Annotated in this window: 26 protein-coding genes and 3 tRNA genes; 25 read left to right on the top strand and 4 right to left on the bottom strand. The window is 68.2% G+C overall.

Annotated features, from left to right (window positions below; all coding sequences use genetic code 11):
- The first annotated feature begins 15 nt into the window (after positions 1 to 15).
- Positions 16 to 312 carry a hypothetical protein gene (locus GWK16_RS04495; protein WP_170052713.1) on the top strand — a complete coding sequence of 99 codons (297 nt, stop codon included), beginning with the start codon at positions 16 to 18 and terminating at the stop codon, positions 310 to 312.
- 111 nt (positions 313 to 423) lie between these two features.
- On the opposite strand, the gene rlmB is transcribed toward GWK16_RS04495, so the two are convergent.
- The gene (rlmB, locus tag GWK16_RS04490; RefSeq protein ID WP_170052712.1) at positions 424 to 1,299 is read right to left on the bottom strand and encodes a 23S rRNA (guanosine(2251)-2'-O)-methyltransferase RlmB; all 876 of its coding nucleotides are present in this window, start codon (positions 1,297 to 1,299) and stop codon (positions 424 to 426) included.
- Between the two features lie 119 nt (positions 1,300 to 1,418).
- Here rlmB and GWK16_RS04485 point away from each other — a divergent pair.
- The 6 genes from GWK16_RS04485 to nusG all read left to right on the top strand — a co-directional run bounded on the left by GWK16_RS04485 (position 1,419) and on the right by nusG (position 3,872).
- Positions 1,419 to 1,501, top strand: a tRNA-Tyr gene (locus GWK16_RS04485).
- Between the two features lie 79 nt (positions 1,502 to 1,580).
- A tRNA-Gly gene (locus tag GWK16_RS04480) sits at positions 1,581 to 1,654 on the top strand.
- Between the two features lie 58 nt (positions 1,655 to 1,712).
- Positions 1,713 to 2,900, top strand: a complete 1,188-nt coding sequence (gene tuf, locus GWK16_RS04475) for an elongation factor Tu (protein WP_170052699.1) — start codon at positions 1,713 to 1,715, stop codon at positions 2,898 to 2,900.
- Between the two features lie 69 nt (positions 2,901 to 2,969).
- Positions 2,970 to 3,046, top strand: a tRNA-Trp gene (locus tag GWK16_RS04470).
- A gap of 75 nt (positions 3,047 to 3,121) precedes the next feature.
- Positions 3,122 to 3,322, top strand: coding sequence for a preprotein translocase subunit SecE (gene secE / locus GWK16_RS04465; RefSeq protein ID WP_456306747.1), 201 nt, complete (start codon positions 3,122 to 3,124; stop codon positions 3,320 to 3,322).
- A gap of 13 nt (positions 3,323 to 3,335) precedes the next feature.
- Entirely contained in the window at positions 3,336 to 3,872 is a 537-nt protein-coding gene (gene nusG, locus GWK16_RS04460; RefSeq protein ID WP_170052710.1) for a transcription termination/antitermination protein NusG, read from the top strand.
- A gap of 72 nt (positions 3,873 to 3,944) precedes the next feature.
- On the opposite strand, the gene GWK16_RS04455 is transcribed toward nusG, so the two are convergent.
- The 3 genes from GWK16_RS04455 to GWK16_RS04445 all read right to left on the bottom strand — a co-directional run bounded on the left by GWK16_RS04455 (position 3,945) and on the right by GWK16_RS04445 (position 5,542).
- Positions 3,945 to 4,328 (bottom strand): hypothetical protein, encoded by a 384-nt coding sequence (locus tag GWK16_RS04455; RefSeq protein ID WP_170052709.1) that lies wholly within the window; start codon positions 4,326 to 4,328, stop codon positions 3,945 to 3,947.
- A gap of 76 nt (positions 4,329 to 4,404) precedes the next feature.
- Entirely contained in the window at positions 4,405 to 4,620 is a 216-nt protein-coding gene (locus tag GWK16_RS04450) for a hypothetical protein (protein ID WP_170052708.1), read from the bottom strand.
- 88 nt (positions 4,621 to 4,708) lie between these two features.
- The gene (locus tag GWK16_RS04445) at positions 4,709 to 5,542 is read right to left on the bottom strand and encodes a protein-methionine-sulfoxide reductase heme-binding subunit MsrQ (RefSeq protein WP_170052707.1); all 834 of its coding nucleotides are present in this window, start codon (positions 5,540 to 5,542) and stop codon (positions 4,709 to 4,711) included.
- A gap of 219 nt (positions 5,543 to 5,761) precedes the next feature.
- Here GWK16_RS04445 and rplK point away from each other — a divergent pair, with 219 nt between their 5' ends.
- The 18 genes from rplK to rpsC all read left to right on the top strand — a co-directional run bounded on the left by rplK (position 5,762) and on the right by rpsC (position 23,800).
- Positions 5,762 to 6,196: a 50S ribosomal protein L11 gene (gene rplK, locus GWK16_RS04440; protein WP_170052706.1), complete on the top strand. Its 435-nt coding sequence runs from the start codon at positions 5,762 to 5,764 to the stop codon at positions 6,194 to 6,196.
- Between the two features lie 4 nt (positions 6,197 to 6,200).
- Positions 6,201 to 6,902 carry a 50S ribosomal protein L1 gene (rplA, locus tag GWK16_RS04435; RefSeq protein WP_170052705.1) on the top strand — a complete coding sequence of 234 codons (702 nt, stop codon included), beginning with the start codon at positions 6,201 to 6,203 and terminating at the stop codon, positions 6,900 to 6,902.
- Positions 6,903 to 7,190: 288 nt separating this feature from the next.
- Positions 7,191 to 7,715 carry a 50S ribosomal protein L10 gene (gene rplJ, locus GWK16_RS04430; RefSeq protein ID WP_168044354.1) on the top strand — a complete coding sequence of 175 codons (525 nt, stop codon included), beginning with the start codon at positions 7,191 to 7,193 and terminating at the stop codon, positions 7,713 to 7,715.
- Positions 7,716 to 7,800: 85 nt separating this feature from the next.
- The gene (gene rplL / locus GWK16_RS04425; RefSeq protein ID WP_170052704.1) at positions 7,801 to 8,184 is read left to right on the top strand and encodes a 50S ribosomal protein L7/L12; all 384 of its coding nucleotides are present in this window, start codon (positions 7,801 to 7,803) and stop codon (positions 8,182 to 8,184) included.
- Positions 8,185 to 8,367: 183 nt separating this feature from the next.
- A complete protein-coding gene (gene rpoB, locus GWK16_RS04420; RefSeq protein WP_170052703.1) occupies positions 8,368 to 12,552 on the top strand; it encodes a DNA-directed RNA polymerase subunit beta in 4,185 nt (1,394 codons plus the stop codon).
- Positions 12,553 to 12,631: 79 nt separating this feature from the next.
- Complete coding sequence (rpoC, locus tag GWK16_RS04415; protein ID WP_170052702.1) at positions 12,632 to 16,804, top strand: DNA-directed RNA polymerase subunit beta'; 4,173 nt, start codon at positions 12,632 to 12,634, stop codon at positions 16,802 to 16,804.
- Positions 16,805 to 16,881: 77 nt separating this feature from the next.
- On the top strand, positions 16,882 to 17,184 hold the full coding sequence (locus tag GWK16_RS04410) for a hypothetical protein (protein WP_170052701.1): 303 nt from the start codon (positions 16,882 to 16,884) through the stop codon (positions 17,182 to 17,184).
- Positions 17,185 to 17,510: 326 nt separating this feature from the next.
- The gene (gene rpsL, locus GWK16_RS04405) at positions 17,511 to 17,882 is read left to right on the top strand and encodes a 30S ribosomal protein S12 (RefSeq protein ID WP_137127375.1); all 372 of its coding nucleotides are present in this window, start codon (positions 17,511 to 17,513) and stop codon (positions 17,880 to 17,882) included.
- A gap of 11 nt (positions 17,883 to 17,893) precedes the next feature.
- On the top strand, positions 17,894 to 18,370 hold the full coding sequence (rpsG, locus tag GWK16_RS04400; protein WP_170052700.1) for a 30S ribosomal protein S7: 477 nt from the start codon (positions 17,894 to 17,896) through the stop codon (positions 18,368 to 18,370).
- A gap of 27 nt (positions 18,371 to 18,397) precedes the next feature.
- Positions 18,398 to 19,585, top strand: coding sequence for an elongation factor Tu (tuf, locus tag GWK16_RS04395; protein ID WP_170052699.1), 1,188 nt, complete (start codon positions 18,398 to 18,400; stop codon positions 19,583 to 19,585).
- Between the two features lie 24 nt (positions 19,586 to 19,609).
- Positions 19,610 to 19,918 carry a 30S ribosomal protein S10 gene (gene rpsJ, locus GWK16_RS04390; protein WP_137127378.1) on the top strand — a complete coding sequence of 103 codons (309 nt, stop codon included), beginning with the start codon at positions 19,610 to 19,612 and terminating at the stop codon, positions 19,916 to 19,918.
- Between the two features lie 28 nt (positions 19,919 to 19,946).
- Positions 19,947 to 20,633 (top strand): 50S ribosomal protein L3, encoded by a 687-nt coding sequence (rplC, locus tag GWK16_RS04385; RefSeq protein WP_168040298.1) that lies wholly within the window; start codon positions 19,947 to 19,949, stop codon positions 20,631 to 20,633.
- A gap of 11 nt (positions 20,634 to 20,644) precedes the next feature.
- Positions 20,645 to 21,265 carry a 50S ribosomal protein L4 gene (rplD, locus tag GWK16_RS04380; protein ID WP_170052698.1) on the top strand — a complete coding sequence of 207 codons (621 nt, stop codon included), beginning with the start codon at positions 20,645 to 20,647 and terminating at the stop codon, positions 21,263 to 21,265.
- A 29-nt stretch (positions 21,266 to 21,294) separates the two neighbouring features.
- Complete coding sequence (locus tag GWK16_RS04375) at positions 21,295 to 21,591, top strand: 50S ribosomal protein L23 (RefSeq protein ID WP_456306750.1); 297 nt, start codon at positions 21,295 to 21,297, stop codon at positions 21,589 to 21,591.
- A gap of 3 nt (positions 21,592 to 21,594) precedes the next feature.
- Positions 21,595 to 22,431 carry a 50S ribosomal protein L2 gene (gene rplB / locus GWK16_RS04370; RefSeq protein WP_168040302.1) on the top strand — a complete coding sequence of 279 codons (837 nt, stop codon included), beginning with the start codon at positions 21,595 to 21,597 and terminating at the stop codon, positions 22,429 to 22,431.
- Positions 22,432 to 22,436: 5 nt separating this feature from the next.
- Entirely contained in the window at positions 22,437 to 22,715 is a 279-nt protein-coding gene (gene rpsS, locus GWK16_RS04365; protein WP_168040304.1) for a 30S ribosomal protein S19, read from the top strand.
- A gap of 4 nt (positions 22,716 to 22,719) precedes the next feature.
- Positions 22,720 to 23,121, top strand: coding sequence for a 50S ribosomal protein L22 (gene rplV, locus GWK16_RS04360; protein ID WP_168040306.1), 402 nt, complete (start codon positions 22,720 to 22,722; stop codon positions 23,119 to 23,121).
- Between the two features lies 1 nt (position 23,122).
- Positions 23,123 to 23,800 carry a 30S ribosomal protein S3 gene (rpsC, locus tag GWK16_RS04355; protein WP_170052696.1) on the top strand — a complete coding sequence of 226 codons (678 nt, stop codon included), beginning with the start codon at positions 23,123 to 23,125 and terminating at the stop codon, positions 23,798 to 23,800.
- Positions 23,801 to 23,810 lie beyond the last annotated feature (10 nt).

The following is a 23,810-nucleotide window of genomic DNA, read 5'->3' as shown; positions in this document are numbered from 1 at the left end:
GCAAGGGAGGCGGCGATGTACATCCGCTACAGGGTGATGCTGCTGGTGGCGGCGCTGGTGGCGGGCGCGGCCGTGGTGAACCCCCTCACCGGCGACGTGGATGCCCTCGAGGAACGGACGGGGCTCTTCGCCTTCCTCGGCACGCTGGTCATCGACGGGATCGTGCTGCTTGCCGGGGCTCTCGCGGCGATCTACGCGGCGTCGGTCTTCTTCCCGCGCCGGTGGGGGGAGAGGGCGGGACCGGTCGGCGCGATCGTCGCGGCGGCGGTCGCGGCGTTCTGCTTCAGGGTGTTGTGGCCGGGCGGGGCATGACGGTCACCGAGAGGGGCGCCGCCCCTCTCGGGCTCACCCCGCCGAGGGCCGAAAGGCCCTCGGAACCCGGTTTCCAAGGGCATTTCGGCCTTTGGTGGGGGCTCTCGAGGCCTAGCGGCGCACGATCTCGTAGAGCGCGACGGCCGCGGCGGCCGCGACGTTGAGGCTTTCGACGCCTTCGGCCATGGGCAGCCGCACCAGCTCGTCGCAGGTCTCGCGCTGCAGCCGGCGCAGGCCGGTGTCCTCGGCGCCCAGGACCAACGCGACGCGGCGGTCGCGCGGCGCGGCCTCGGCCAGGGTCCGCTTCGCATCGCCGGCCAGGCCCATCACCCAGAAGCCCGCATTCTGCAGCGTGGCGATGGCGCGGGAGAGGTTCACCTCGCGGACCACCGGCACCACGTCGAGCGTGCCGGAGGCCGCGCGGGCGAGCGCCCCGGTCTCGGGCGGCGCGTGGCGGTCCTGGAGCACGACGCAGGCGGCGCCGAAGGCCGCGGCGGATCGCAGCACCGCGCCGACATTGCGCGGGTCCGTCACCTGGTCGAGCAGCAGCACCGGCCCTTCGCCGGCCTCGATCGCGTCCTCGAGGGCCACGGCCTCGAGCGGTTCGGCCAGCAGGGCGATGCCCTGGTGGATCGCGTCCTCGGGCAGGAAGGTTCCGAAGCGGGATCTGTCCGAACGTTCGGGCGTCACGCGCCAGGGGCCGGCGAAGCGTTCGCGCAGCGCGGCCTCGGCCTCGGCGGTGGTCAGCAGGCGGCGCGGCTTGCGGCGCGGATTCGACAGCGCACCGAGCACGGCATGTTGACCGTAGATCCAATAGGCGCCGGACCCCGCGCCGGCGCCCGGGCGGGGCGGTTCGGGCGCGGCCTCGACGGGCTCGGGACGGCGGGCGGGCTCCGCGTCGGGGCGCGGCAAGCGGCCGCGGCCGGGCGGACCGGCAGGGCCGCGCGTGGGGGGGCGGCCTTCGGGCCGCTTCGGGGGACGTCGCATGACGACCATCCTGCCCTGGACGTCCGATCAGCGCCAACCGCGCGCTCTCCGTTGACAGGCCGGGCGCCATGGGCTTTACCCCGCGCGCTCCCGCCGGCCTCGGTCGGGTGAGCGGCTGCGGAGGGGTGCCCGAGTGGCTAAAGGGGACGGACTGTAAATCCGTTGGCTTGCGCCTACGTTGGTTCGAATCCAACCCCCTCCATATCGCCCGCCCGTGTCGAACGGGGTGACTTTCCCGGTCCGGGCGGCCGGAACTTGGTGGGTTCGCGGCGCCTTCCGGCGCGGGTGTAGCTCAATGGTAGAGCCCCAGCCTTCCAAGCTGGTTGTGCGGGTTCGATTCCCGTCACCCGCTCCAGCGAAGCGCGGGTGTCGGTTGGCATTGACGGATCGGAACGAGGACGCAGGACAGGGCCATGGCGAAGGCGAAATTCGAGCGGAACAAGCCGCACTGCAACATTGGCACGATCGGGCACGTGGACCATGGCAAGACGTCGCTGACGGCGGCGATCACCAAGGTTCTCGCGAAGTCGGGCGGTGCGTCGTTCACGGCGTACGACCAGATCGACAAGGCGCCTGAGGAGCGGGCCCGCGGCATCACGATCTCGACGGCGCATGTCGAGTACGAGACGCCGAACCGGCACTACGCGCATGTGGACTGCCCCGGCCACGCCGACTACGTGAAGAACATGATCACGGGCGCGGCGCAGATGGACGGCGCGATCCTGGTGGTCTCGGCGGCCGACGGCCCGATGCCGCAGACGCGCGAGCACATCCTGCTGGCGCGCCAGGTGGGCGTGCCGGCGCTGGTGGTGTTCCTGAACAAGTGCGACATGGCGGACCCCGACCTGCTCGAGCTGGTCGAGATGGAAGTGCGCGAGCTGCTGTCGTCGTACCAGTTCCCGGGCGACGACATTCCGATCATCAAGGGCTCGGCGCTGTGCGCGCTCGAGGACCGCGAGCCGGAGCTGGGCGAGCAGGCGATCCTGAAGCTGATGGAGGCGGTGGACGCCTACATTCCGCAGCCGGCGCGCGAGGTGGACAAGCCGTTCCTGATGCCGGTCGAGGACGTGTTCTCGATCTCGGGCCGCGGGACGGTGGTGACGGGCCGCGTGGAGCGGGGGATCATCAAGGTCGGTGAGGAAGTCGAGATCGTGGGCCTGAAGGCCACGGTGAAGACGACGGTCACGGGCGTGGAGATGTTCCGCAAGCTGCTCGACCAGGGCCAGGCGGGCGACAACATCGGCGCGCTGCTGCGCGGCACGAAGCGTGAGGACGTGGAGCGCGGGCAGGTGCTGGCGGCGCCGGGTTCGATCACGCCGCACACGGAGTTCAAGGCGGAAGCCTACGTGCTGACGAAGGAAGAGGGCGGGCGTCATACGCCGTTCTTCACGAACTATCGTCCGCAGTTCTACTTCCGGACGACGGACGTGACGGGCGTGGTGACGCTGCCCGAGGGCGTGGAGATGGTGATGCCGGGCGACAACGTGTCGATGGACGTGACGCTGATCGCGCCGATCGCGATGGACGAAGGCCTGCGCTTCGCGATCCGCGAAGGCGGCCGCACCGTCGGCGCCGGCGTCGTCGCCAAGATCACGAAGTAAAAAGGGCCGTCAGGGCCTTGAGTCCTCGGCGCGCGGCGGTAGTGTTGCCGCCCCGCGCCGGGACCGGATAGGGGCGTAGCTCAATTGGCTAGAGCGCCGGTCTCCAAAACCGGAGGTTGGGGGTTCGAGACCCTCCGCCCCTGCCATTCCTGCCCGTCGCGGCAATTCTCAGCGTGGGTGGCGACCCTGACGGGACGCCGCCCGCACTCGTTCCAGAGGTAATGGTCTTGGCCAAGCTCGATCCGGCGCAGTTCGTCCGGGAAGTCCGCCAGGAAGTGGCCCGGGTGACCTGGCCCTCGCGCAAGGAGACGCTCGTCACCACCGGTCTGGTGCTGGCGCTGTCGGCGCTGGCCGCGGTGTTCTTCCTGGTGACGGACCAGCTGATCCAGCTGGTCATGCGCCTTGTGTTCAAGATCGGCTGAAGGGGACGCCGCCGTGGCCGACAAGAAGTGGTACGTGGTCCATGTTTACTCGGGCTTCGAGAAGAAGATCGCCGAGCAGATCAAGCAGCAGGCCGCGCAGAAGGGCCTCGCGGACAAGTTCGACGAGGTGCTGGTCCCGACCGAGCAGATCACCGAGGTCCGCCGCGGCCAGAAGGTCGACACCGACCGCAAGTTCTTCCCCGGCTACGTGCTGGTGAAGATGGAGATGACCGACGACGCGTGGCACCTGGTGAAGGACACGCCGAAGGTCACGGGCTTCCTCGGCGCGCGCAACAAGCCGCAGCCGGTCCCGGCGAGCGAGGCCGAACGCCTGCTGAAGCAGGTGCAGGAAGGCGTCGAGAAGCCCCGCAAGCCCGCCGTGGTCTTCGAGGTGGGCGAGCAGGTCCGCGTCGCCGACGGTCCCTTCACGTCCTTCAACGGCGTGGTGGAGGAAGTCGACGAGGAGAAGGGCCGCGTGAAGGTGTCGGTCTCGATCTTCGGGCGCTCGACGCCGGTCGACCTGGAATACGGGCAGGTCGAGAAGCTGTAAGGGCCTCGGGCGAGCTGCCCGCGAATCCCCGCCGGGGTTGCCGGGCCACCCCGGACCCCGCCGGATGCCGAATCAGATGCGCCGCCAGTAGGCGATGTAGCATCGGATGGGCTCCGGGAGCGTCCCGCCCGGGGCAACCTGCATCCTGATGCCGGGAATGAAGCCAGGGCGCGCGCCGTTCTGCACCTGAACGGCCCCGAAGGTGCGCCGCCAGACCAACGCCTCGACCGCCGCGCAGGGGCTGGACTGACGTTCCCAGACGAAAGGGAACAGCGTCAACACGCCGACCGCGATGGCGATCGTTGCCAGCAGCAGTTGGAACGTGAACCGAATCCAGCGGGCTGAAGCCCGCGGCGCACCAGGGTCGGCGCGGAACCAGTGCAGTTCGAACCGCCCGCGGCGGCCGCGATGCAGGCCCTCGAAGCGGCGTCGCCGCGAATCATCCTCGCCGCTCAATGTTTCCGGCCCTGGCTATGCTGTCGCGCGAGCCTAACCAGTCCGATGCGGATCGATCCAGCCCATCGAAGAGCGTTCAGCGCGGCCGGAAGGCCAGGGCTTCGTGGCCCCGCACGGTCGCCTCGACCATGCCCTCCCGGCAGGCGACCAGCCCGCCCTCTACCGCATCCTCCCACACCGTCAGGCGCGGGCAGGAGGTTCGCCAGGCGTCGAGCACCTCGGCATAGGGCCGCGGCCGCTCCGCGACGAAGGCCACGAGGTCGAGGATCAGCGGGCGCAACGTCTCGGACAAGTGCGGATCTCCTTCGAAACGATCCGATCCTGCGCGCAGGCGAGCCGCCCGCGCCATGCAATTGATGCGGAGGGGGGCTGCGCCCCGGTCAGGCTTCGGCCGGCCGCCGGGCGGTGCGCCGGCGCGGCAGGGCCCGCAACGCAGCGGCGCCCAGGCCGGCGATGCCGACCCACAGCGCCGGCCGCAGGCCGAAGGTCACGTCCAGATTGGCCTCGAGTACGCGCCAGGGGTTGATCCCTGTCGCCAGCGCATACCAGGCGAACTCGATCCCGGCCGTCGCCGCGGCGGCCGCCACGGCCAGCGCCAGCAGGACCGGCAGCGACGGCGCCCCGCCCTGTGGCGCGACCAGCCGGTAGCCCATCAACCAGGCGAAGAGCCCGGCCATGAGCATCGGCTCGGTGACGTCGGCCTTGGATTGCAGGGTGAAATGGACCAGCGCGAGCGCCGCGATCGGGTAGGCGAGGCGATGCAGCCGCCGCCAGCCCGGCCCGCCCAGCCGTTGCACTGCCCCGTCGGTCGAGGTCGCGGCCAGCGCCGCGAGGCCGAGCAGCGCCACGAAGCCGATCGTGAGGTAGATGCGGCGGAGGATCTCACTCGCGACCTTCAGCCAGTCGAAGGCGAGGTCGCCGGCGTAGATGACCAGATGCAGCATGACATAGGCGAAGCAGGCCACGCCGATCATGCGCCGCAGCTCGGCGATGCGGGCCTGGCGCAGGATCTGCCGCGCCGGCGTGATGGCGAGCGAGAGCAGCAGCAGTCTTATCGCCCAGGTGCCGCTGTCATGCGTCGCCGCCTGCCAGGGCTTGGGGCCGAGGGTGGCGGTCCAGGCCGCCTCGGCCAGCAGCAGCGCGGGGAGGAAGAGAGCGGCGAAGACGACGGCCTTGAAGGGCGAGAAGGCGCCGGTGCGGTCGCGCCAGGGCATGCGGGCGGGATCTCCTGTTCCGCCCCATATACGTTGCCGCAGCGGCGGCGGTTAGCATCTGCTAAAGGCACTGGACTCATCCGCCGGGGCGGGCTAGATGCCCGGCCTCGCCGACCGGCCGGGGGATTTCCCCGGCCTTCGGCGTTTCAGGGAACGCGGGAGAGCCTCAGGGCTCGCACGGACCGCGGGCCTCTGGAGTAACAGCAGAGGACTGCCACAGTGGCGAAGAAGATCGCAGGCTACATCAAGCTGCAGATCCCGGCCGGCAAGGCGAACCCGTCGCCGCCCGTCGGGCCCGCGCTCGGTCAGCGCGGCCTGAACATCATGCAGTTCGTGAAGGAATTCAACGCGGCGACGCAACAGATGGAGCCCGGCACCCCGACGCCGGTCGTCATCACCGCGTACACCGACCGCACCTTCTCCTTCGTGACGAAGACGCCGCCGAACACCTACTTCCTGCTCAAGGCCGCGAAGCTCGAGAAGGGCTCCACCGCGCCGGGCAAGTCGGGTCCGGTCGGTCGCGTGACGAAGGCCCAGCTGGTCGAGATCGCGAAGACCAAGATGGTGCACATGAACGCGAACGACGTCGACGCGGCCGTGCGGATGCTCGCGGGGTCCGCGCGCTCCATGGGCCTCACCGTGGTGGAGGGCTGATCCCATGGCGAAGCAGGGCAAGCGTCTGAAGGCCGTCTACGCCGGTTTCGACCGCGAGAAGGCCTATGCGCTGGAAGAGGCGGTGAAGCTCGCCAAGACCAACGCCAAGGCGAAGTTCGACGAGACGATCGAGATCTCGATGAACCTCGGCATCGACCCGCGTCACGCCGACCAGATGGTCCGCGGCGTGGTCGGCCTGCCGCACGGCACCGGCAAGACGGTCCGCGTGGGCGTCTTCGCCCGCGGCCCGAAGGCCGAGGAAGCCAAGGCCGCCGGTGCCGACGTGGTGGGCGCGGACGACCTCGCGGCGCTGGTGCAGGAAGGCAAGATCGAGTTCGATCGCTGCATCGCGACCCCGGACATGATGGCCCTGGTCGGTCGCCTCGGTAAGGTGCTGGGCCCGCGCGGCCTGATGCCGAACCCGAAGCTCGGCACCGTGACCATGGACGTGAAGGGCGCCGTGACGGCCGCCAAGGCCGGCCAGGTCGAGTTCCGCGCCGAGAAGGCGGGCATCATCCATGCCGGCATCGGCAAGGCGTCGTTCGGCGAGGACCAGCTCCTGGCCAATGCGCGCGCCTTCGTGGACGCGATCCAGCGCGCCAAGCCGACCGGCGCCAAGGGGACCTACGTGAAGAAGGTCGCCGTGTCCTCGACGATGGGCCCGGGCGTGCGGGTGGACGTCGCCAGCCTCGCGGCCGGCGCCTGACGAGATACGCCCGGTCCCTCGGGGCCGGGCGGGCAGGGGGCGGCCTTGGCCGTTCCCGAAACCTGTCGGAGACCTCCTGTCACCCCTCGGGGTGGTGAAGGGCCCTCGGGCCCGCAGGGGAGAGACGGGGTGCCGAAGCGATGACGTATCCCGTGCCGCTGGCACGGGTATGGCTTGGCTTGGTGTTCCGGCCTGACAGGCGAACCGGGGTGTGGGGCAGGTCCCGCGCCCCCGAGTGAACCGGCCGGAGCCCTTCCACAAGGCGCCGGCCACCGACGGAGACGTGGAGTGGACCGTACGGAGAAGCGTGAGTTCGTCGCCTCCCTCGCGGCCGTCTTCGCAGACACGTCGTTCGTGCTCGTGGCCCAGAACAAGGGTCTTACGGTCGCGGACGTCAGTGAGCTGCGCCGGCGGATGCGCGCGGCGGGTGCGACGTACAAGGTCGCGAAGAACCGCCTGGCCACCCTCGCCCTCGAAGGCACCCGTTTCGACGGCGTCAAGCCGCTGCTGAAGGGCCCGACCGCGCTCGCGTGGTCGACGGATCCGGTGGCGGTGGCGAAGACCGCGGTCGAGTTCGCCAAGACGAACGACAAGTTCGTTGTCCTGGGCGGTGCGCTCGGAACCCAGACGCTGAACGCCGATGGCGTGAAGGCTCTGGCCGAGCTGCCGTCCCTGGAGACGCTGCGCGCGCAGCTGCTGGGTCTCATCCAGACCCCGGCGACGCGGATCGCGGGCATCCTCCAGGCCCCTGGTGGGCAGGTGGCGCGGGTCCTTTCGGCTTACGCCAAGAAGGACGAGGCCCAGGCGGCCTGAGGGCCGAGTGGAATCATTCCCTGGCATGGGTTGCCGGGGAGTTGCAGAACCGAAGTCAAGCCATTAGATCGAGGAGCATTCAAACATGGCCGATCTCGCGAAGCTGGTGGACGAGCTGTCGTCCCTGACCGTCCTGGAAGCCGCCGAGCTCTCCAAGATGCTTGAGGAGAAGTGGGGCGTTTCCGCCGCGGCGCCGGTCGCCGTTGCGGCGGCGCCGGCCGCGGGTGGCGGTGCTGCCGCCCCGGCTGCCGAGGCCCAGACCGAGTTCACCGTGATCCTTGCCGCCTCCGGCGACAAGAAGATCAACGTGATCAAGGAGATCCGCACCATCACCGGCCTCGGCCTCAAGGAAGCCAAGGACCTGGTCGAGGGCGCCCCGAAGACCGTCAAGGAAGGCGTGTCCAAGGACGAGGCGGACAAGATCAAGAAGGTGCTGGAAGAGAACGGCGCCAAGGTCGAGATCAAGTGATCTCGCCCTCCGTCCCCGTCCGGCGACGGGCGGGGATGGGGGAACAGTGTTGAGAGGGTGCGGGTGGGGTTGCCGGAAGGGTCCGGCAATGCCGCCCGTTCCTGCGTTGCCAGGGATGGCGATGCGAGAGTTCCCCGCCGGCCGGGGTGTTCGGGCCGGGGCAGATAGGGAAGCAGGACAGGCATGAACGCTATCACGAAGTCGTTCACGGGGCGCAAGCGGATCCGCAAGAGCTTCGGGCGTCTCCCCGAAGTGGCGCCGATGCCGAACCTCATCGACGTGCAGCGGGCTTCCTACGAGGCCTTCCTGCAGATGGAGGTGAGCCCGGACAGCCGGACGCATACCGGCCTGCAGGAAGTCTTCAAGTCCGTCTTCCCGATCGACGATTTCGCCGGGCGTGGCCGCCTGGAGTTCGTGCAGTACGAGCTCGAGGAGCCGAAGTACGACGTCGAGGAATGCATCCAGCGCGGGCTGACCTTCGCCGCGCCGCTGAAGGTGCGCCTGCGCCTGATCGTATGGGACGTGGATGAGGACACCGGGTCCCGCTCCGTCCGCGATATCAAGGAGCAGGACGTCTACATGGGCGACATGCCGCTCATGACGGACAACGGCACCTTCATCATCAACGGCACCGAGCGCGTCATCGTCTCCCAGATGCACCGTTCGCCGGGCGTGTTCTTCGACCACGACAAGGGCAAGACGCACTCCTCGGGCAAGTACCTGTTCGCCGCGCGCGTCATCCCCTATCGCGGCTCCTGGCTCGACTTCGAGTTCGATGCCAAGGACATCTGCTATGTCCGCATCGACCGGAAGCGGAAGCTGCCGACGACGACGCTGCTGCTTGCGTTGGACGGTACGCGCACCGAAGGGCTGCGCGCCCAGGCCGCCGCCGAGGGCCGCGACCTGGAGCCGAACGAGATCCGCGGCATGGACGCCGAGGAGATCCTCAACGCCTTCTACGGCCAGGTGGTGTTCAGCCGCGGGCCGAAGGGCTGGTCCCGCGCCTTCGATCCCGAGGCCTTCCGCGGCGTGAAGCTCGCCGAGCCGCTGGTCGACGCCAAGACCGGCCTGGTGGTGGCCGAGAAGGACGCGAAGCTGACCCCGCGCGCGGCGCGCAAGATCGCCGAGGCCGGGACGACCGAGGTGCTGGTCGGCCGCGCCGACCTCCTCGGCCGCTTCGTGGCCGAGGACCTCGTTGATCTGCAGACCGGCGAGATCTGGGCCGAGGCCGGCGACGAACTGACCGAGCCGAAGCTCGCGGCCATCGAGGGCGCGGGGCTCGACCGCCTCCCGACGCTCGCGATCGACCAGTCGGTCGGCCCGTGGATGCGCAATACGCTCGCGGTGGACAAGAACACCAACCGCGACGAAGCGCTGATGGACATCTACCGGGTCATGCGCCCGGGTGAGCCGCCGACGCCGGAGACCGCCGAAGCCCTGTTCAAGGGCCTGTTCTTCGACGCCGAGCGCTATGACCTCTCGGCCGTCGGCCGCGTGAAGATGAACATGCGCCTCGGCTTCAGCACCGAGGAAGTGCCGGACCACGTCCGCACGCTGCGCAAGCACGACATCGTCGCGACGCTGCGCGTGCTGATGGACCTGAAGGACGGCCGCGGCCAGATCGACGACATCGACAATCTCGGCAACCGCCGGGTGCGCTCGGTCGGCGAGCTGATGGAGAACCAGTACCGCGTCGGCCTGCTGCGCATGGAGCGCGCGATCAAGGAGCGCATGGGGTCGGTCGATATCGACACCGTCATGCCGCACGACCTGATCAACGCGAAGCCGGCCGCCGCCGCGGTGCGCGAGTTCTTCGGCTCCTCGCAGCTGTCGCAGTTCATGGACCAGACCAATCCGCTGTCCGAGGTGACGCACAAGCGCCGCCTCTCGGCGCTTGGCCCGGGCGGCCTGACGCGTGAGCGCGCCGGCTTCGAGGTGCGCGACGTGCACCCGACGCATTACGGCCGCATCTGCCCGATCGAGACGCCGGAAGGCCCGAACATCGGCCTGATCAACTCGCTCGCGACCTTCGCCAAGGTGAACAAGTACGGCTTCATCGAGACGCCCTACCGCCTCGTGAAGGACGGCAAGATCGTCGGCGACCCGCGCTATCTCTCCGCGATGGAGGAGGAGCGGCTCGTCGTCGCGCAGGCCGATGCGAATGTCGACGACGCCGGCGCCTTCAAGGACGAGCTCGTTTCGGTCCGCCAGGGCGGCGACTTCCGCTTGGTGAAGCCGGAGGAAGTGACGGCGATCGACGTCTCGCCCAAGCAGCTCGTCTCCGTCGCCGCGGCGCTGATCCCGTTCCTCGAGAACGACGACGCCAACCGCGCGCTGATGGGTTCGAACATGCAGCGCCAGGCGGTGCCGCTGATCCGCGCCGATGCGCCGCTGGTCGGCACCGGCATGGAAGCCGCGGTCGCGCGTGACTCCGGCGCGACCATCGTCGCGAAGCGCGACGGCGTGATCGACAGCATCGATGGCGCGCGCATCGTGGTACGCGCGACGGGCGACGACGGCACGACCCGCGGCGTCGACATCTACCGTCTGCGCAAGTTCATGCGCTCCAACCAGTCGACCTGCATCAACCAGCGTCCGCTGGTGAAGGTGGGCGACAAGGTGCTGGCCGGCGACATCATCGCCGACGGGCCCTCGACGGAGCTCGGTGAACTCGCCCTCGGCCGGAACGTGCTCGTCGCGTTCATGCCGTGGAACGGCTACAACTTCGAGGACTCGATCCTGATCAGCGAGCGCATCGCGAAGGACGACGTCTTCACCTCGATCCACATCGAGGAATTCGAGGTGATGGCCCGCGACACCAAGCTGGGCCAGGAAGAGATCACCCGCGACATCCCGAATGTCGGTGAGGAGGCGCTGCGGAACCTCGACGAGGCCGGCATCGTCTACATCGGCGCCGAGGTGCAGCCGGGCGACATCCTGGTCGGCAAGGTGACGCCGAAGGGCGAAAGCCCGATGACGCCGGAAGAGAAGCTGCTCCGCGCCATCTTCGGCGAGAAGGCCTCCGACGTCCGCGACACCTCGCTGAAGCTGCCGCCGGGCGTGGCGGGCACCATCGTCGACGTTCGCGTCTTCTCCCGCCGCGGCGTGGACAAGGACGAGCGTGCGATGGCGATCGAGCGCGCCGAGATCGAGCGCCTGGCCAAGGACCGCGACGACGAGAAGGCGATCCAGGAGCGGTCCTTCTATTCCCGTCTGCGCGAGCGGATGCTGAACAAGAAGGCCTCCGGCGGCTTCAAGGGCGTGAAGGCCGGCACGGTCATCACCGATGAGGTGCTGGACCAGTTCGCCAAGGCGACCTGGCGCCAGATCGGCGTGTCGGACGATGCGGCGATGGCGGAGATCGAGGCGCTGAAGCGTGAATTCGACGCCGCGGTCGAGAAGCTGCAAAAGCGCTTCGAGTCCAAGGTCGAGAAGCTGCAGCGCGGCGACGAGCTGCCGCCCGGCGTGATGAAGATGGTCAAGGTCTTCGTCGCGGTGAAGCGCAAGCTGCAGCCGGGCGACAAGATGGCCGGCCGCCACGGCAACAAGGGTGTCGTCTCCCGCGTCGTGCCGATCGAGGACATGCCGTTCCTCGAGGATGGCAGCCATGTCGACCTCGTGCTGAACCCGCTCGGCGTGCCCTCGCGCATGAACGTCGGGCAGATCCTCGAGACGCATCTCGGCTGGGCCTGCGCGAGCCTCGGCAAGCAGGTCGGCGAGATGGTGGAGGAGTACCGCCACCGCGGTGCCCGCCGCAGCGAGCTCGAAGAGAAGCTCAAGGGCGTCTACGGCGAGGAGATCTTCGCCCGCGACATCGCGCCGATGAGCGACGAGCAACTGGTCGAGCTCGGCGAGAACCTGCGCAAGGGCATCCCCATCGCGACGCCGGTCTTCGACGGCGCCCGCATGGACGATATCGAGGGCATGCTGGAGAAGGCCGGCCTCGACAGGTCCGGGCAGGTCTGGCTGCACGATGGCCGCACGGGCGAGAAGTTCGAGCGCAAGGTCACGGTCGGCTACATCTACATGCTGAAGCTGCACCACCTGGTCGACGACAAGATCCACGCGCGTTCGATCGGGCCCTACTCGCTCGTCACCCAGCAGCCGCTGGGCGGCAAGGCGCAGTTCGGCGGCCAACGCTTCGGCGAAATGGAGGTGTGGGCGCTCGAGGCCTATGGCGCGGCGTACACCCTGCAGGAGATGCTGACGGTCAAGTCGGACGACGTCTCGGGCCGTACCAAGGTCTATGAGGCGATCGTGCGCGATCAGGACAACTTCGAGGCCGGCATTCCGGAATCCTTCAACGTGCTCGTGAAGGAACTGAAGTCGCTCGGCCTCAACGTCGATCTGGAGAACCGCCCGGCGTGATGCGCCGGCGCTCCACCCCTTTCGAAACGCTCAGCCGCCGTGGTGATGCCACGGCGGCGGCCTCATTCACGAGGACCGCATGAACGAGCTGATGAAGATCCTGGGCCAGACCGGCCAGGCGATGACCTTCGACCAGATCAAGATCACGATCGCTTCGCCCGAGCAGATCCGGTCCTGGTCCTACGGCGAGATCAAGAAGCCCGAGACCATCAACTACCGCACCTTCAAGCCGGAGCGGGATGGTCTGTTCTGCGCGCGCATCTTCGGTCCGATCAAGGACTACGAGTGCCTGTGCGGCAAGTACAAGCGGATGAAGTTCCGCGGCATCATCTGCGAGAAGTGCGGCGTCGAGGTGACCCTGGCCAAGGTGCGCCGTGAGCGCATGGGTCATATCGAGCTGGCCTCCCCGGTCGCGCACATCTGGTTCCTGAAGTCGCTGCCGAGCCGCGTCGGCCTGATGGTCGACATGTCGCTCAAGGAGCTCGAGAAGGTCCTGTACTTCGAGAACTACGTGGTTCTCGAGCCGGGCCTGACCGACCTGAAGCTCCATCAGCTGCTGAACGAGGACCAGTACCAGCAGAAGATGGACGAGTTCGGCGAGGACGCCTTCTCGGTCGGCATCGGCGCCGAGGCCGTCAAGCAGATGCTCGGCGGCATCGACCTGCAGCAGGAAGGCGTGAAGCTGCGCGGCGAGCTGAAGGAGACGACCTCCGAGGCGAAGCGCAAGAAGCTCGTGAAGCGCCTGAAGCTGATCGAGTCCTTCGCGGAATCGGGCGCGCATCCGCAGTGGATGATCCTCGACGTGATCCCGGTCATCCCGCCCGAGCTGCGTCCGCTGGTGCCGCTGGACGGCGGCCGCTTCGCGACCTCGGACCTCAATGACCTCTATCGTCGCGTCATCAACCGCAACAACCGCCTGAAGCGGCTGATAGAGCTGCGCGCGCCCGACATCATCGTGCGCAACGAGAAGCGCATGCTGCAGGAGGCCGTCGACGCGCTGTTCGACAACGGCCGCCGCGGCCGCGCCATCACGGGCGCGAACAAGCGTCCGCTGAAGTCGCTGTCCGACATGCTGAAGGGCAAGCAGGGCCGGTTCCGCCAGAACCTGCTCGGCAAGCGCGTCGACTACTCGGGCCGTTCGGTCATCGTCGTCGGGCCGGAGCTGAAGCTCCACCAGTGCGGCCTGCCGAAGAAGATGGCGCTCGAGCTGTTCAAGCCGTTCATCTACTCGAAGCTCGAGAAGTACGGCCACGCCACCACCATCAAGGCCGCGAAGCGGATGGTGGAGAAGGAGCGTCCCGAGGTGTGGGACATCCTCGAGGAGGTGATCCGCGAGCACCCGGTCATGCTGAACCGGGCGCCGACGCTGCACCGCCTGGGCATCCAGGCCTTCGAGCCGGTCCTCATCGAAGGCAAGGCCATCCAGCTGCATCCGCTGGTCTGCACCGCCTTCAATGCGGACTTCGACGGCGACCAGATGGCCGTGCACGTCCCGCTGTCGCTCGAAGCGCAGCTGGAAGCGCGCGTGCTGATGATGTCGACCAACAACATCCTCAGCCCCGCGAACGGCAAGCCGATCATCGTGCCGTCGCAGGACATCGTGCTCGGCCTCTACTACCTCTCGCTCGACACGCCGGAGTTCCAGGCGACCGACGACGCGAAGGCGCCGATCTTCGCGACCGTCGGCGAGATCGAGCAGGCACTCGAGGCCAAGGTCATCAACCTGCACACCAAGATCCGCGCGCGTCGCAAGACGATGAACGCGGAAGGCAAGGTCGTCACCGAGCGTCCCATCACGACGGCGGGCCGCATGATGATCGGCGCCCTGCTGCCGCTGCATCCGAACCTGCCCTACTCGCTGGTCAACCGGATGCTGACCAAGAAGAACGTCTCGGACGTCATCGACGCGGTGTACCGGCACTGCGGCCAGAAGGAGTCGGTGATCTTCGCCGACCGGCTGATGGGCCTTGGCTTCCGCCAGGCGGCCAAGGCCGGCATCTCCTTCGGCAAGGACGACATGGTGGTGCCCGACACCAAGGTCGAGCTCATCGCGAAGACCAAGGAGGAGGTGAAGGAGTTCGAGCAGCAGTACCTCGACGGCCTCATCACCGCCGGCGAGCGCTACAACAAGGTCGTCGACGCCTGGTCGCGCTGCACGGATGAAGTCGCCGGCGCGATGATGAAGGAGATTCAGAAGCAGGAGGTCGGCAAGCCGACCAACTCCGTCTGGATGATGTCGCATTCCGGTGCGCGTGGTTCGCCCGCGCAGATGCGTCAGCTCGCGGGCATGCGCGGCCTGATGGCCAAGCCCTCGGGCGAGATCATCGAGCAGCCGATCATCGCGAACTTCAAGGAAGGCCTCTCGGTTCTCGAGTACTTCAACTCCACCCACGGCGCCCGCAAGGGCCTCGCGGACACGGCGCTGAAGACCGCGAACTCGGGCTACCTGACGCGTCGTCTCGTCGACGTGGCGCAGGACTGCATCATCGTGGAGCAGGATTGCGGCACCGAGCGCGGCCTGACCGTGGGTGCGGCGATGGACGGTGCGGAGGTCGTCTCCTCCCTGTCCGAGCGGATCCTGGGCCGGACCTCGCAGGAGGACGTGCTCGACCCGGCGACCGGCGAGGTCATCGTCGCGCGCAACGAGCTCATCGACGAGGTGGGTGCGGAGCGCATCGAGAAGTCCGGCGTGGAGCAGGTGAAGATCCGCTCCGTGCTGACCTGCGATGCGCGCCAGGGCGTGTGCGGCCGCTGCTATGGCCGTGACCTCGCACGCGGCACCCCGGTCAACATCGGCGAAGCGGTCGGCGTCATCGCCGCCCAGTCGATCGGCGAGCCCGGCACGCAGCTCACGATGCGCACCTTCCACATCGGCGGCGCGGCGCAGCGTGGCGCCGAGCAGTCGGCGGTCGAGGCCTCGGGCGACGGCACCATCAAGGTGCTGAACCGCGTCGTGGTGGCGAACAGCCAGAACCAGCCGATCGTGATGTCGCGTAACTGCGAGATCGTGCTGGTCGACGCCCAGGGCCGTGAACGCGCCCGCCAGCGCGTACCCTACGGCGCGCGCCTGATCGGCGAGGACGGCCAGGCCGTCACGCGCGGCCAGAAGCTGGCCGAGTGGGACCCCTTCACCCTGCCGATCATCACCGAGCGGAACGGCAAGGTCGAGTTCGCCGACCTCATCGAGAACGTCACGCTGGTCGACCGCGTGGACGAGGTCACCGGCCTCTCCTTCAAGGAGGTGGTCGAGTACAAGGCCCCCGGCAAGGCGGCCGACCTGCGTCCGCGCCTGATCCTGCGCGACGAGAAGAACAACGTCGTGAAGCGCGAGAACGGGACCGAGGCGATCTACTTCCTCACCCCGGGCACCATTCTCTCGATCGACAACAGTGCCGCCGTCGCCGCCGGCGACGTGCTGGCCCGCCTGCCGCGCGAATCGTCCAAGACCCGCGACATCACCGGCGGTCTGCCGCGAGTCGCGGAGCTGTTCGAGGCGCGGCGCCCGAAGGACCACGCGATCATCAGCGAGATCGACGGCCGCGTGGAGTTCGGCAAGGACTACAAGGCGAAGCGCCGCATCCTCGTGGTGCCCGAGCAGGTGGGCGACGAGCAGCCCGTCCCGCGCGAGTACCTCGTGCCGAAGGGCAAGCACGTCTCGGTGCAGGAAGGCGACTACGTCAAGAAGGGCGATCCGCTGGTCGACGGGCCGCGCGTCCCGCACGACATCCTGCGCGTGCTGGGTGTCGAGAAGCTGGCCGACTACCTCGTGGAGCAGATCCAGGAGGTCTATCGACTGCAGGGCGTGAAGATCAACGACAAGCACATCGAGGTCATCGTCCGGCAGATGCTGCAGAAGGTGGAGGTCACCGACCCCGGCGACACCACCTACCTGATCGGCGAGCAGGTCGACCGCATCGAGTTCGAGATCGAGAACGAGAAGCGGGTCGAGGCCAAGGAGCGTCCCGCGGTGGCCGAGCCGGTCCTGCAGGGCATCACCAAGGCCTCGCTGCAGACGACCTCCTTCATCTCGGCCGCCTCCTTCCAGGAGACGACCCGGGTGCTGACCGAGGCCGCGACCGCGGGCAAGGTCGACTACCTGGCCGGCCTGAAGGAGAACGTGATCGTCGGGCGCCTGATCCCGGCGGGCACGGGCTCGGTGATGAACCGCCTGCGCGCGCTGGCCGCCCAGCGCGACAAGGGCCGCCTGCCGTCCTCCGCGCCGGCGCTGCCGGAGCCGCACGCGGCGGAGTAACCGCCGCGCAGCGATGCGATCGTGGAAGGGCCGGCATCCGACGAGGGTGCCGGCCTTTTCCTTTGATGGGGTGACCGATGGCGCGACTCGTGGCGTTGCTCCTGCTGTTCGCGGCCCAGCCCGCCGCGGCGCGCAGCTGGACGGAGGAGAAGTGCGAGCTCTACGGCCAGGCCTGGGCCGAGGCGGTGCGGCAGCGGGGAACCGCAGGCCTTTCCCCTGGGTTCCTGGCTGCCCATCAGGCGTTCTTGGCGAGCGGCTGCCGGGACCGGGGCGCCTGCCCCCGCAGCGCGGGCGAGATCGCCATGGCGGATCTGATGACGGTCGCGGCGGTGAACGCCCGGATCTCCGGGACCTTCCTGCCCTTCATCTGCCGACCGTGATGCGGCGCAATAGGCCGTGCGATCAGGCTCTTGGAGGCGGGGACTGAGAGCGTCCGCGGACCCTGTGCGACCAGCGCGTGAATCGGGCCTTGATGCGCTTGACTCGCCCGGGGGCGGGGCGTAGAAGCCGCCCCTCGGCAGGGCCCCGGCAACGGGCGCCCTGTCAGGTTTTGGTCCACAACGCTGCGCCGCCGGCGCCGCCCCTGACTCAGGGGCTGAGGCCGGCAGCGGGACGGACGCCCGGAGGGCGCGCTGATGCGCGCGACCCGGGCCATGTTCTTTGGCAAGGCCGGCGGTGGGGATTGGTATGGTTACGAAGGGGCGTCATGCCGACGATCAACCAGCTCATCGCCAAGGGGCGTGAGACGAAGCCGGCCCGGAACAAGGTTCCGGCACTGAAGGGCAGCCCGCAGAAGCGGGGCGTCTGCACGCGCGTCTACACGACCACGCCGAAGAAGCCGAACTCGGCCCTTCGTAAGGTCGCCAAGGTGCGTCTGACGAACGGCTTCGAAGTCGTCAGCTACATCCCCGGTGAAGGCCACAACCTGCAGGAGCACTCGGTCGTCCTGATCCGCGGTGGCCGCGTGAAGGACCTTCCGGGCGTCCGCTACCACATCCTGCGCGGCGTGCTCGACACCCAGGGCATCGCCAAGCGCCGCCAGCGCCGTTCGCTTTACGGCGCGAAGCGTCCGAAGTGAGGATCTGAGAGATGTCCCGTCGTCACCGCGCCGAGAAGCGCGAGGTCCTGCCCGATCCGAAGTTCGGCGACGTCGTGCTGAGCCGTTTCATGAACGTGCTCATGTACGACGGTAAGAAGAGCACCGCCGAGCGGATCGTCTACGCCGCCATGGACACGCTGAAGAAGCGCGGCGGTGCGAACAGCGACCCGCTGCGCCTGTTCCACGAGGCGATGGACAACGTGAAGCCGGCCGTCGAGGTCCGCAGCCGCCGCGTCGGCGGCGCGACCTACCAGGTGCCGGTGGAAGTCCGCCCGGAGCGGCGTCAGGCGCTGGCGATCCGCTGGCTGATCGAATCCGCGCGCAAGCGCGGCGAGAACACGATGGAAGAGCGCCTCTCCGGCGAGCTGATGGACGCGGCGAACAACCGCGGCTCGGCCGTCAAGAAGCGCGAAGACACGCACCGGATGGCCGAAGCCAACAAGGCTTTCAGCCACTACCGCTGGTAACGAAACCCCCGATCGGGAACGACGACGATGGCGAAGGCAAAGTTTGAGCGGAACAAGCCGCACTGCAACATTGGCACGATCGGGCACGTGGACCATGGCAAGACGTCGCTGACGGCGGCGATCACCAAGGTTCTCGCGAAGTCGGGCGGTGCGTCGTTCACGGCGTACGACCAGATCGACAAGGCGCCTGAGGAGCGGGCCCGCGGCATCACGATCTCGACGGCGCATGTCGAGTACGAGACGCCGAACCGGCACTACGCGCATGTGGACTGCCCCGGCCACGCCGACTACGTGAAGAACATGATCACGGGCGCGGCGCAGATGGACGGCGCGATCCTGGTGGTCTCGGCGGCCGACGGCCCGATGCCGCAGACGCGCGAGCACATCCTGCTGGCGCGCCAGGTGGGCGTGCCGGCGCTGGTGGTGTTCCTGAACAAGTGCGACATGGCGGACCCCGACCTGCTCGAGCTGGTCGAGATGGAAGTGCGCGAGCTGCTGTCGTCGTACCAGTTCCCGGGCGACGACATTCCGATCATCAAGGGCTCGGCGCTGTGCGCGCTCGAGGACCGCGAGCCGGAGCTGGGCGAGCAGGCGATCCTGAAGCTGATGGAGGCGGTGGACGCCTACATTCCGCAGCCGGCGCGCGAGGTGGACAAGCCGTTCCTGATGCCGGTCGAGGACGTGTTCTCGATCTCGGGCCGCGGGACGGTGGTGACGGGCCGCGTGGAGCGGGGGATCATCAAGGTCGGTGAGGAAGTCGAGATCGTGGGCCTGAAGGCCACGGTGAAGACGACGGTCACGGGCGTGGAGATGTTCCGCAAGCTGCTCGACCAGGGCCAGGCGGGCGACAACATCGGCGCGCTGCTGCGCGGCACGAAGCGTGAGGACGTGGAGCGCGGGCAGGTGCTGGCGGCGCCGGGTTCGATCACGCCGCACACGGAGTTCAAGGCGGAAGCCTACGTGCTGACGAAGGAAGAGGGCGGGCGTCATACGCCGTTCTTCACGAACTATCGTCCGCAGTTCTACTTCCGGACGACGGACGTGACGGGCGTGGTGACGCTGCCCGAGGGCGTGGAGATGGTGATGCCGGGCGACAACGTGTCGATGGACGTGACGCTGATCGCGCCGATCGCGATGGACGAAGGCCTGCGCTTCGCGATCCGCGAAGGCGGCCGCACCGTCGGCGCCGGCGTCGTCGCCAAGATCACGAAGTAATCGGCAGGAACGCGGGTCCTCATCATGGACAACCAGAACATCCGCATCCGCCTCAAGGCGTTCGATCACCGCGTGCTGGACGGCAGCACGCGGGAGATCGTGAACACCGCGAAGCGGACGGGCGCGCGCGTGCGGGGCCCGATCCCTCTGCCGACGCATATCGAGCGGTTCACGGTGAACCGTTCGCCGCACGTCGACAAGAAGTCGCGCGAGCAGTTCGAGATCCGGACGCATCGCCGCCTTCTCGACATCGTCGACCCCACTCCGCAGACCGTGGACGCGCTGATGAAGCTCGACCTCGCCGCGGGCGTGGACGTCGAGATCAAGATCTAAGATCTCAAGGCCAGAGGGAAATAGAGCCATGGCCGCGAAGACGGGCCGCACGGGCCTGATCGCGAAAAAGCTGGGGATGTCCCGGCTGTTCAACGAGGACGGTTCGACCGTTCCCGTGACGCTGCTCCATGTGGACAATGTCCGCGTGGTGGCGAAGCGCACCACCGACAAGGACGGCTACGAGGCCGTGCAGCTCGGCATCGGCGACGCGAAGCCCAAGAACGTCTCCAAGGCGAACAAGGGTCACTTCGCGAAGTCCGGCGTCGAGGCGCCGAAGAAGGTCGTCGAGTTCCGCGTCGGTTCCGATGCGGCGCTCGAGCCGGGCGCGAAGCTGTCCGCCGCCCATTTCGTGGCGGGCCAGAAGGTCGACGTGACGGGCGTCACGGTCGGCAAGGGCTTCGCGGGCGGCATGAAGCGCTGGAACTTCGCGGGCCTCGAGGCCTCGCACGGCGTGTCGATCAGCCACCGTTCGCTGGGTTCGACGGGTAACCGCCAGGATCCGGGCAAGACCTTCAAGAACAAGAAGATGGCCGGCCATCTCGGCGTCGAGCGCGTGACCACCCAGAACCTGGAAGTGGCCGGCGTGGACGCGGAGAAGGGCCTGGTGCTGATCAAGGGCGCCGTCCCCGGTGCAAAGGGCGGCTACGTGCTGATCCGCGACGCTGTGAAGCGCGCGCGTCACGCCGATGCGCCCTTCCCGGCGGCCGTGGCCTGAGGACCGAGACAATGCAGGTCAACGTCATCACCCTCGACAACGCCGCCGCCGGTCAGATCGACCTGCCGGAAGAGGTGTTCGGCGCCGCTCCGCGCGCCGACATCATGGCGCGCGTGGTGCACTGGCAGCTCGCCAATCGCCGTGCGGGCACCCACAAGGCGAAGGGCATGGGCGAGGTCTCCGGGACCACGAAGAAGCCCTATCGCCAGAAGGGCACCGGCAACGCCCGTCAGGGTTCGCTGCGCTCCCCGCAGTTCCGCAAGGGCGGCGTGGTGCATGGCCCGGTCGTGCGCGACCACGGCTACAGCCTGAACAAGAAGGTCCGTCGCCTCGGCCTGATCTCGGCGCTCAGCCAGAAGGCCGCCGAGGGCAAGCTCGTGGTGCTCGAGACCGCGGCGCTGCCGGCCGACGCCAAGACCGGCGTCGTGGCGAAGCAGCTGAAGGCGCTCGGCTGGACCAGCGCGCTGGTGGTGGATGCCGCGGCGGACGAGAACTTCGCCCGCGTCGTGCGCAACCTGCCGAAGGTTCAGGTGCTGCCGACGGTCGGCGCGAATGTCTATGACATCCTCAAGCACGACGTGCTCGCGGTGACGCGCGCCGGCGTCGAGGCGCTGAAGGAGCGGCTGGCATGAGCGACGCCCCGAAGCAGAAGCGTCCGGTGATCGGCCGGGAGCGGATGTATCAGACCATCCTCTCCCCGCTCGTGACCGAGAAGGCGACGCTGAACAACGAGCGCGGCCAGGTGACCTTCAAGGTCGCCCCCGACGCGACCAAGCCGCAGATCAAGGCGGCGGTCGAAGGCCTGTTCGGCGTGAAGGTCCTCGCGGTCAACACGATCGTGGTGAAGGGCAAGACGAAGCGGTTCCGCGGCCGTCCCGGTCAGCGGTCCGACTGGAAGAAGGCGATGGTGCGCCTGGCCGAAGGCCAGAGCATCGACCTCACGACGGGGCTCGCGTAAGCCATGGCTCTGAAGAATTTCAACCCGGTCACGCCTTCGCTGCGCGGCACGATCCTCATCGATCGGTCCGAGCTGTGGAAGGGTGCGCCGGTCAAGGGCCTGACCGAGGGCAAGCATTCCTCGGGCGGGCGTAACCAGCATGGCCGCATCACCGTCCGCTTCCGTGGCGGCGGACACAAGCGCGCCTACCGCCTGGTGGACTTCAAGCGCCGCGCGAAGTTCGGCATGCCGGGCGTCGTCGAGCGCCTGGAGTATGACCCGAACCGCACGGCCTTCATCGCGCTGGTGAAGTACCAGGATGGGGAGCTGTCCTACATCCTGGCGCCGCAGCGCCTGAAGGCGGGCGACACGGTCGTCGCCGGCGAGAAGGCCGACATCAAGCCGGGCAACGCGATGCCGATGGCCGCGATCCCGGTCGGCACGATCATCCACAACATCGAGCTGAAGCCCGGTGCCGGTGGCAAGATCGCGCGTTCGGCCGGCACCTTCGCGCAGCTGGTCGGCAAGGACCAGGGCTACGCGCAGGTGAAGCTGCAGTCCGGTGAGCTGCGCATCATCCGTTCGGAGTGCATGGCGTCGATCGGCGCGGTGTCCAACCCGGACAACTCGAACCAGCAGCTCGGCAAGGCCGGGCGCAATCGCTGGCTGGGCAAGAAGCCGCATAACCGCGGCGTCGTGATGAACCCGGTTGACCACCCGCATGGCGGTGGTGAAGGCCGTACCTCGGGTGGCCGGCATCCGGTCACCCCGTGGGGCAAGCCCACGAAGGGTGCGAAGACCCGTAACAACAAGCGGACCGACGGGCTCATCGTCCGCCGCCGCAACGCGACGAAGGGCTGACGCAGATGGCGCGCAGCGTCTGGAAGGGGCCGTTCGTCGACGGCTACCTGCTGAACAAGGCCGATGCGGCCCGTGCGTCCACGCGCAACGAGATCATCAAGATCTGGTCGCGTCGCAGCACGATCCTGCCGCAGTTCGTCGGCCTGACCTTCGGCGTCTACAACGGCAAGAAGTTCCTGCCGGTGCAGGTGACGGAGAACATGGTGGGCCACAAGTTCGGCGAGTTCTCGCCGACGCGCACCTTCACCGGCCACGCGGCCGACAAGAAGGCGAAGCGGGGCTGATCCGATGAGCAAGCCGAAGCATCCCCGCACCCTGGCGGAGACCGAGGCGCAGGCGGTGACGTGGAACATCCGCGTCTCCCCACGGAAGCTGAACCTTGTTGCCGGCATGATCCGCGGCAAGAAGGCGCAGGACGCCGTCGCGCAGCTCACCTTCTCCAAGCGCCGCATCGCGGTGACGGTGAAGAAGACGCTCGAATCCGCGATCGCGAACGCCGAGAACAACCACAGCCTCGACGTCGACCGCCTGGTCGTCTCGAAGGCCGAGGTCGGCCGCGCGCAGGTGATGAAGCGCTTCCACGCGCGTGGCCGCGGCCGTGCGTCGAGCGTCGAGAAGTGGTTCAGCCACCTCAAGATCGTGGTGGCGGAGCAGCAGCTGGCCGCCCCGGCCGAGCAGGAGGCCGCGTAACATGGGCCAGAAAGTCAATCCGATCGGGCTGCGGCTCGGCATCAACCGCACCTGGGACAGCCGCTGGTTCGCGGGCGCGGATTACGCCAAGCTGCTGCACGAGGACTTCAAGCTGCGCGAGACGCTGGCGAAGCGCCTCAAGGGTGCGGGCGTGTCCCGCATCGTGATCGAGCGTCCGGCGAAGAAGCCCCGCGTGACGATCCACGCCGCCCGCCCGGGCGTCGTGATCGGCAAGAAGGGCGCGGACATCGAGGTGCTGCGCAAGGACCTCCAGAAGATGGCCGGCGCCGAAGTCGCGCTGAACATCGTCGAGATCCGCAAGCCCGAGATCGACGCGACGCTGGTGGCCGAGAACATCGCCCAGCAGCTCGAGCGCCGCGTGGCCTTCCGCCGTGCGATGAAGCGCGCGGTGCAGTCCGCGATGCGCCTCGGCGCCGGCGGCATCCGCATCAACTGCTCCGGCCGTCTGGGCGGGGCGGAGATCGCGCGCATGGAGTGGTACCGCGAGGGCCGCGTGCCTCTGCATACGCTCCGCGCGGACATCGATTTCGGCACGGCGACCGCGAAGACCACCTACGGCACCTGCGGTGTGAAGGTGTGGATCTTCAAGGGCGAGATCATGGCCCATGATCCGATGGCGCAGGACAAGCGCGCCGCGGAACAGGCGCCGCAGCGCTGAAGGTGAAGGA

It is taken from the genome of Neoroseomonas marina (assembly GCF_012927745.1).
Classification (GTDB): Bacteria; Pseudomonadota; Alphaproteobacteria; order Acetobacterales; family Acetobacteraceae; genus Neoroseomonas; species Neoroseomonas marina.
The sequence above is the reverse complement of the archived record's forward strand: the minus strand, read 5'-3'. Positions and strand labels throughout refer to the sequence as shown.

Excerpts from the sequence above, each read along its gene's own strand:
- GWK16_RS04495 (WP_170052713.1), top strand. The coding sequence starts at position 16 with ATGTACATCCGCTACAGGGTGATGCTGCTGGTGGCGGCGCTGGTGGCG.
- rlmB (WP_170052712.1), bottom strand. The coding sequence starts at position 1,299 with ATGCGACGTCCCCCGAAGCGGCCCGAAGGCCGCCCCCCCACGCGCGGC.
- tuf (WP_170052699.1), top strand. The coding sequence starts at position 1,713 with ATGGCGAAGGCGAAATTCGAGCGGAACAAGCCGCACTGCAACATTGGC.
- secE (WP_456306747.1), top strand. The coding sequence starts at position 3,122 with ATGGTCTTGGCCAAGCTCGATCCGGCGCAGTTCGTCCGGGAAGTCCGC.
- GWK16_RS04445 (WP_170052707.1), bottom strand. The coding sequence starts at position 5,542 with ATGCCCTGGCGCGACCGCACCGGCGCCTTCTCGCCCTTCAAGGCCGTC.
- rplA (WP_170052705.1), top strand. The coding sequence starts at position 6,201 with ATGGCGAAGCAGGGCAAGCGTCTGAAGGCCGTCTACGCCGGTTTCGAC.
- rplL (WP_170052704.1), top strand. The coding sequence starts at position 7,801 with ATGGCCGATCTCGCGAAGCTGGTGGACGAGCTGTCGTCCCTGACCGTC.
- rpoB (WP_170052703.1), top strand. The coding sequence starts at position 8,368 with ATGAACGCTATCACGAAGTCGTTCACGGGGCGCAAGCGGATCCGCAAG.
- rpoC (WP_170052702.1), top strand. The coding sequence starts at position 12,632 with ATGAACGAGCTGATGAAGATCCTGGGCCAGACCGGCCAGGCGATGACC.
- GWK16_RS04410 (WP_170052701.1), top strand. The coding sequence starts at position 16,882 with ATGGCGCGACTCGTGGCGTTGCTCCTGCTGTTCGCGGCCCAGCCCGCC.
- rpsL (WP_137127375.1), top strand. The coding sequence starts at position 17,511 with ATGCCGACGATCAACCAGCTCATCGCCAAGGGGCGTGAGACGAAGCCG.
- rpsG (WP_170052700.1), top strand. The coding sequence starts at position 17,894 with ATGTCCCGTCGTCACCGCGCCGAGAAGCGCGAGGTCCTGCCCGATCCG.
- tuf (WP_170052699.1), top strand. The coding sequence starts at position 18,398 with ATGGCGAAGGCAAAGTTTGAGCGGAACAAGCCGCACTGCAACATTGGC.
- rpsJ (WP_137127378.1), top strand. The coding sequence starts at position 19,610 with ATGGACAACCAGAACATCCGCATCCGCCTCAAGGCGTTCGATCACCGC.
- rplC (WP_168040298.1), top strand. The coding sequence starts at position 19,947 with ATGGCCGCGAAGACGGGCCGCACGGGCCTGATCGCGAAAAAGCTGGGG.
- rplD (WP_170052698.1), top strand. The coding sequence starts at position 20,645 with ATGCAGGTCAACGTCATCACCCTCGACAACGCCGCCGCCGGTCAGATC.
- rplB (WP_168040302.1), top strand. The coding sequence starts at position 21,595 with ATGGCTCTGAAGAATTTCAACCCGGTCACGCCTTCGCTGCGCGGCACG.
- rpsS (WP_168040304.1), top strand. The coding sequence starts at position 22,437 with ATGGCGCGCAGCGTCTGGAAGGGGCCGTTCGTCGACGGCTACCTGCTG.
- rplV (WP_168040306.1), top strand. The coding sequence starts at position 22,720 with ATGAGCAAGCCGAAGCATCCCCGCACCCTGGCGGAGACCGAGGCGCAG.
- rpsC (WP_170052696.1), top strand. The coding sequence starts at position 23,123 with ATGGGCCAGAAAGTCAATCCGATCGGGCTGCGGCTCGGCATCAACCGC.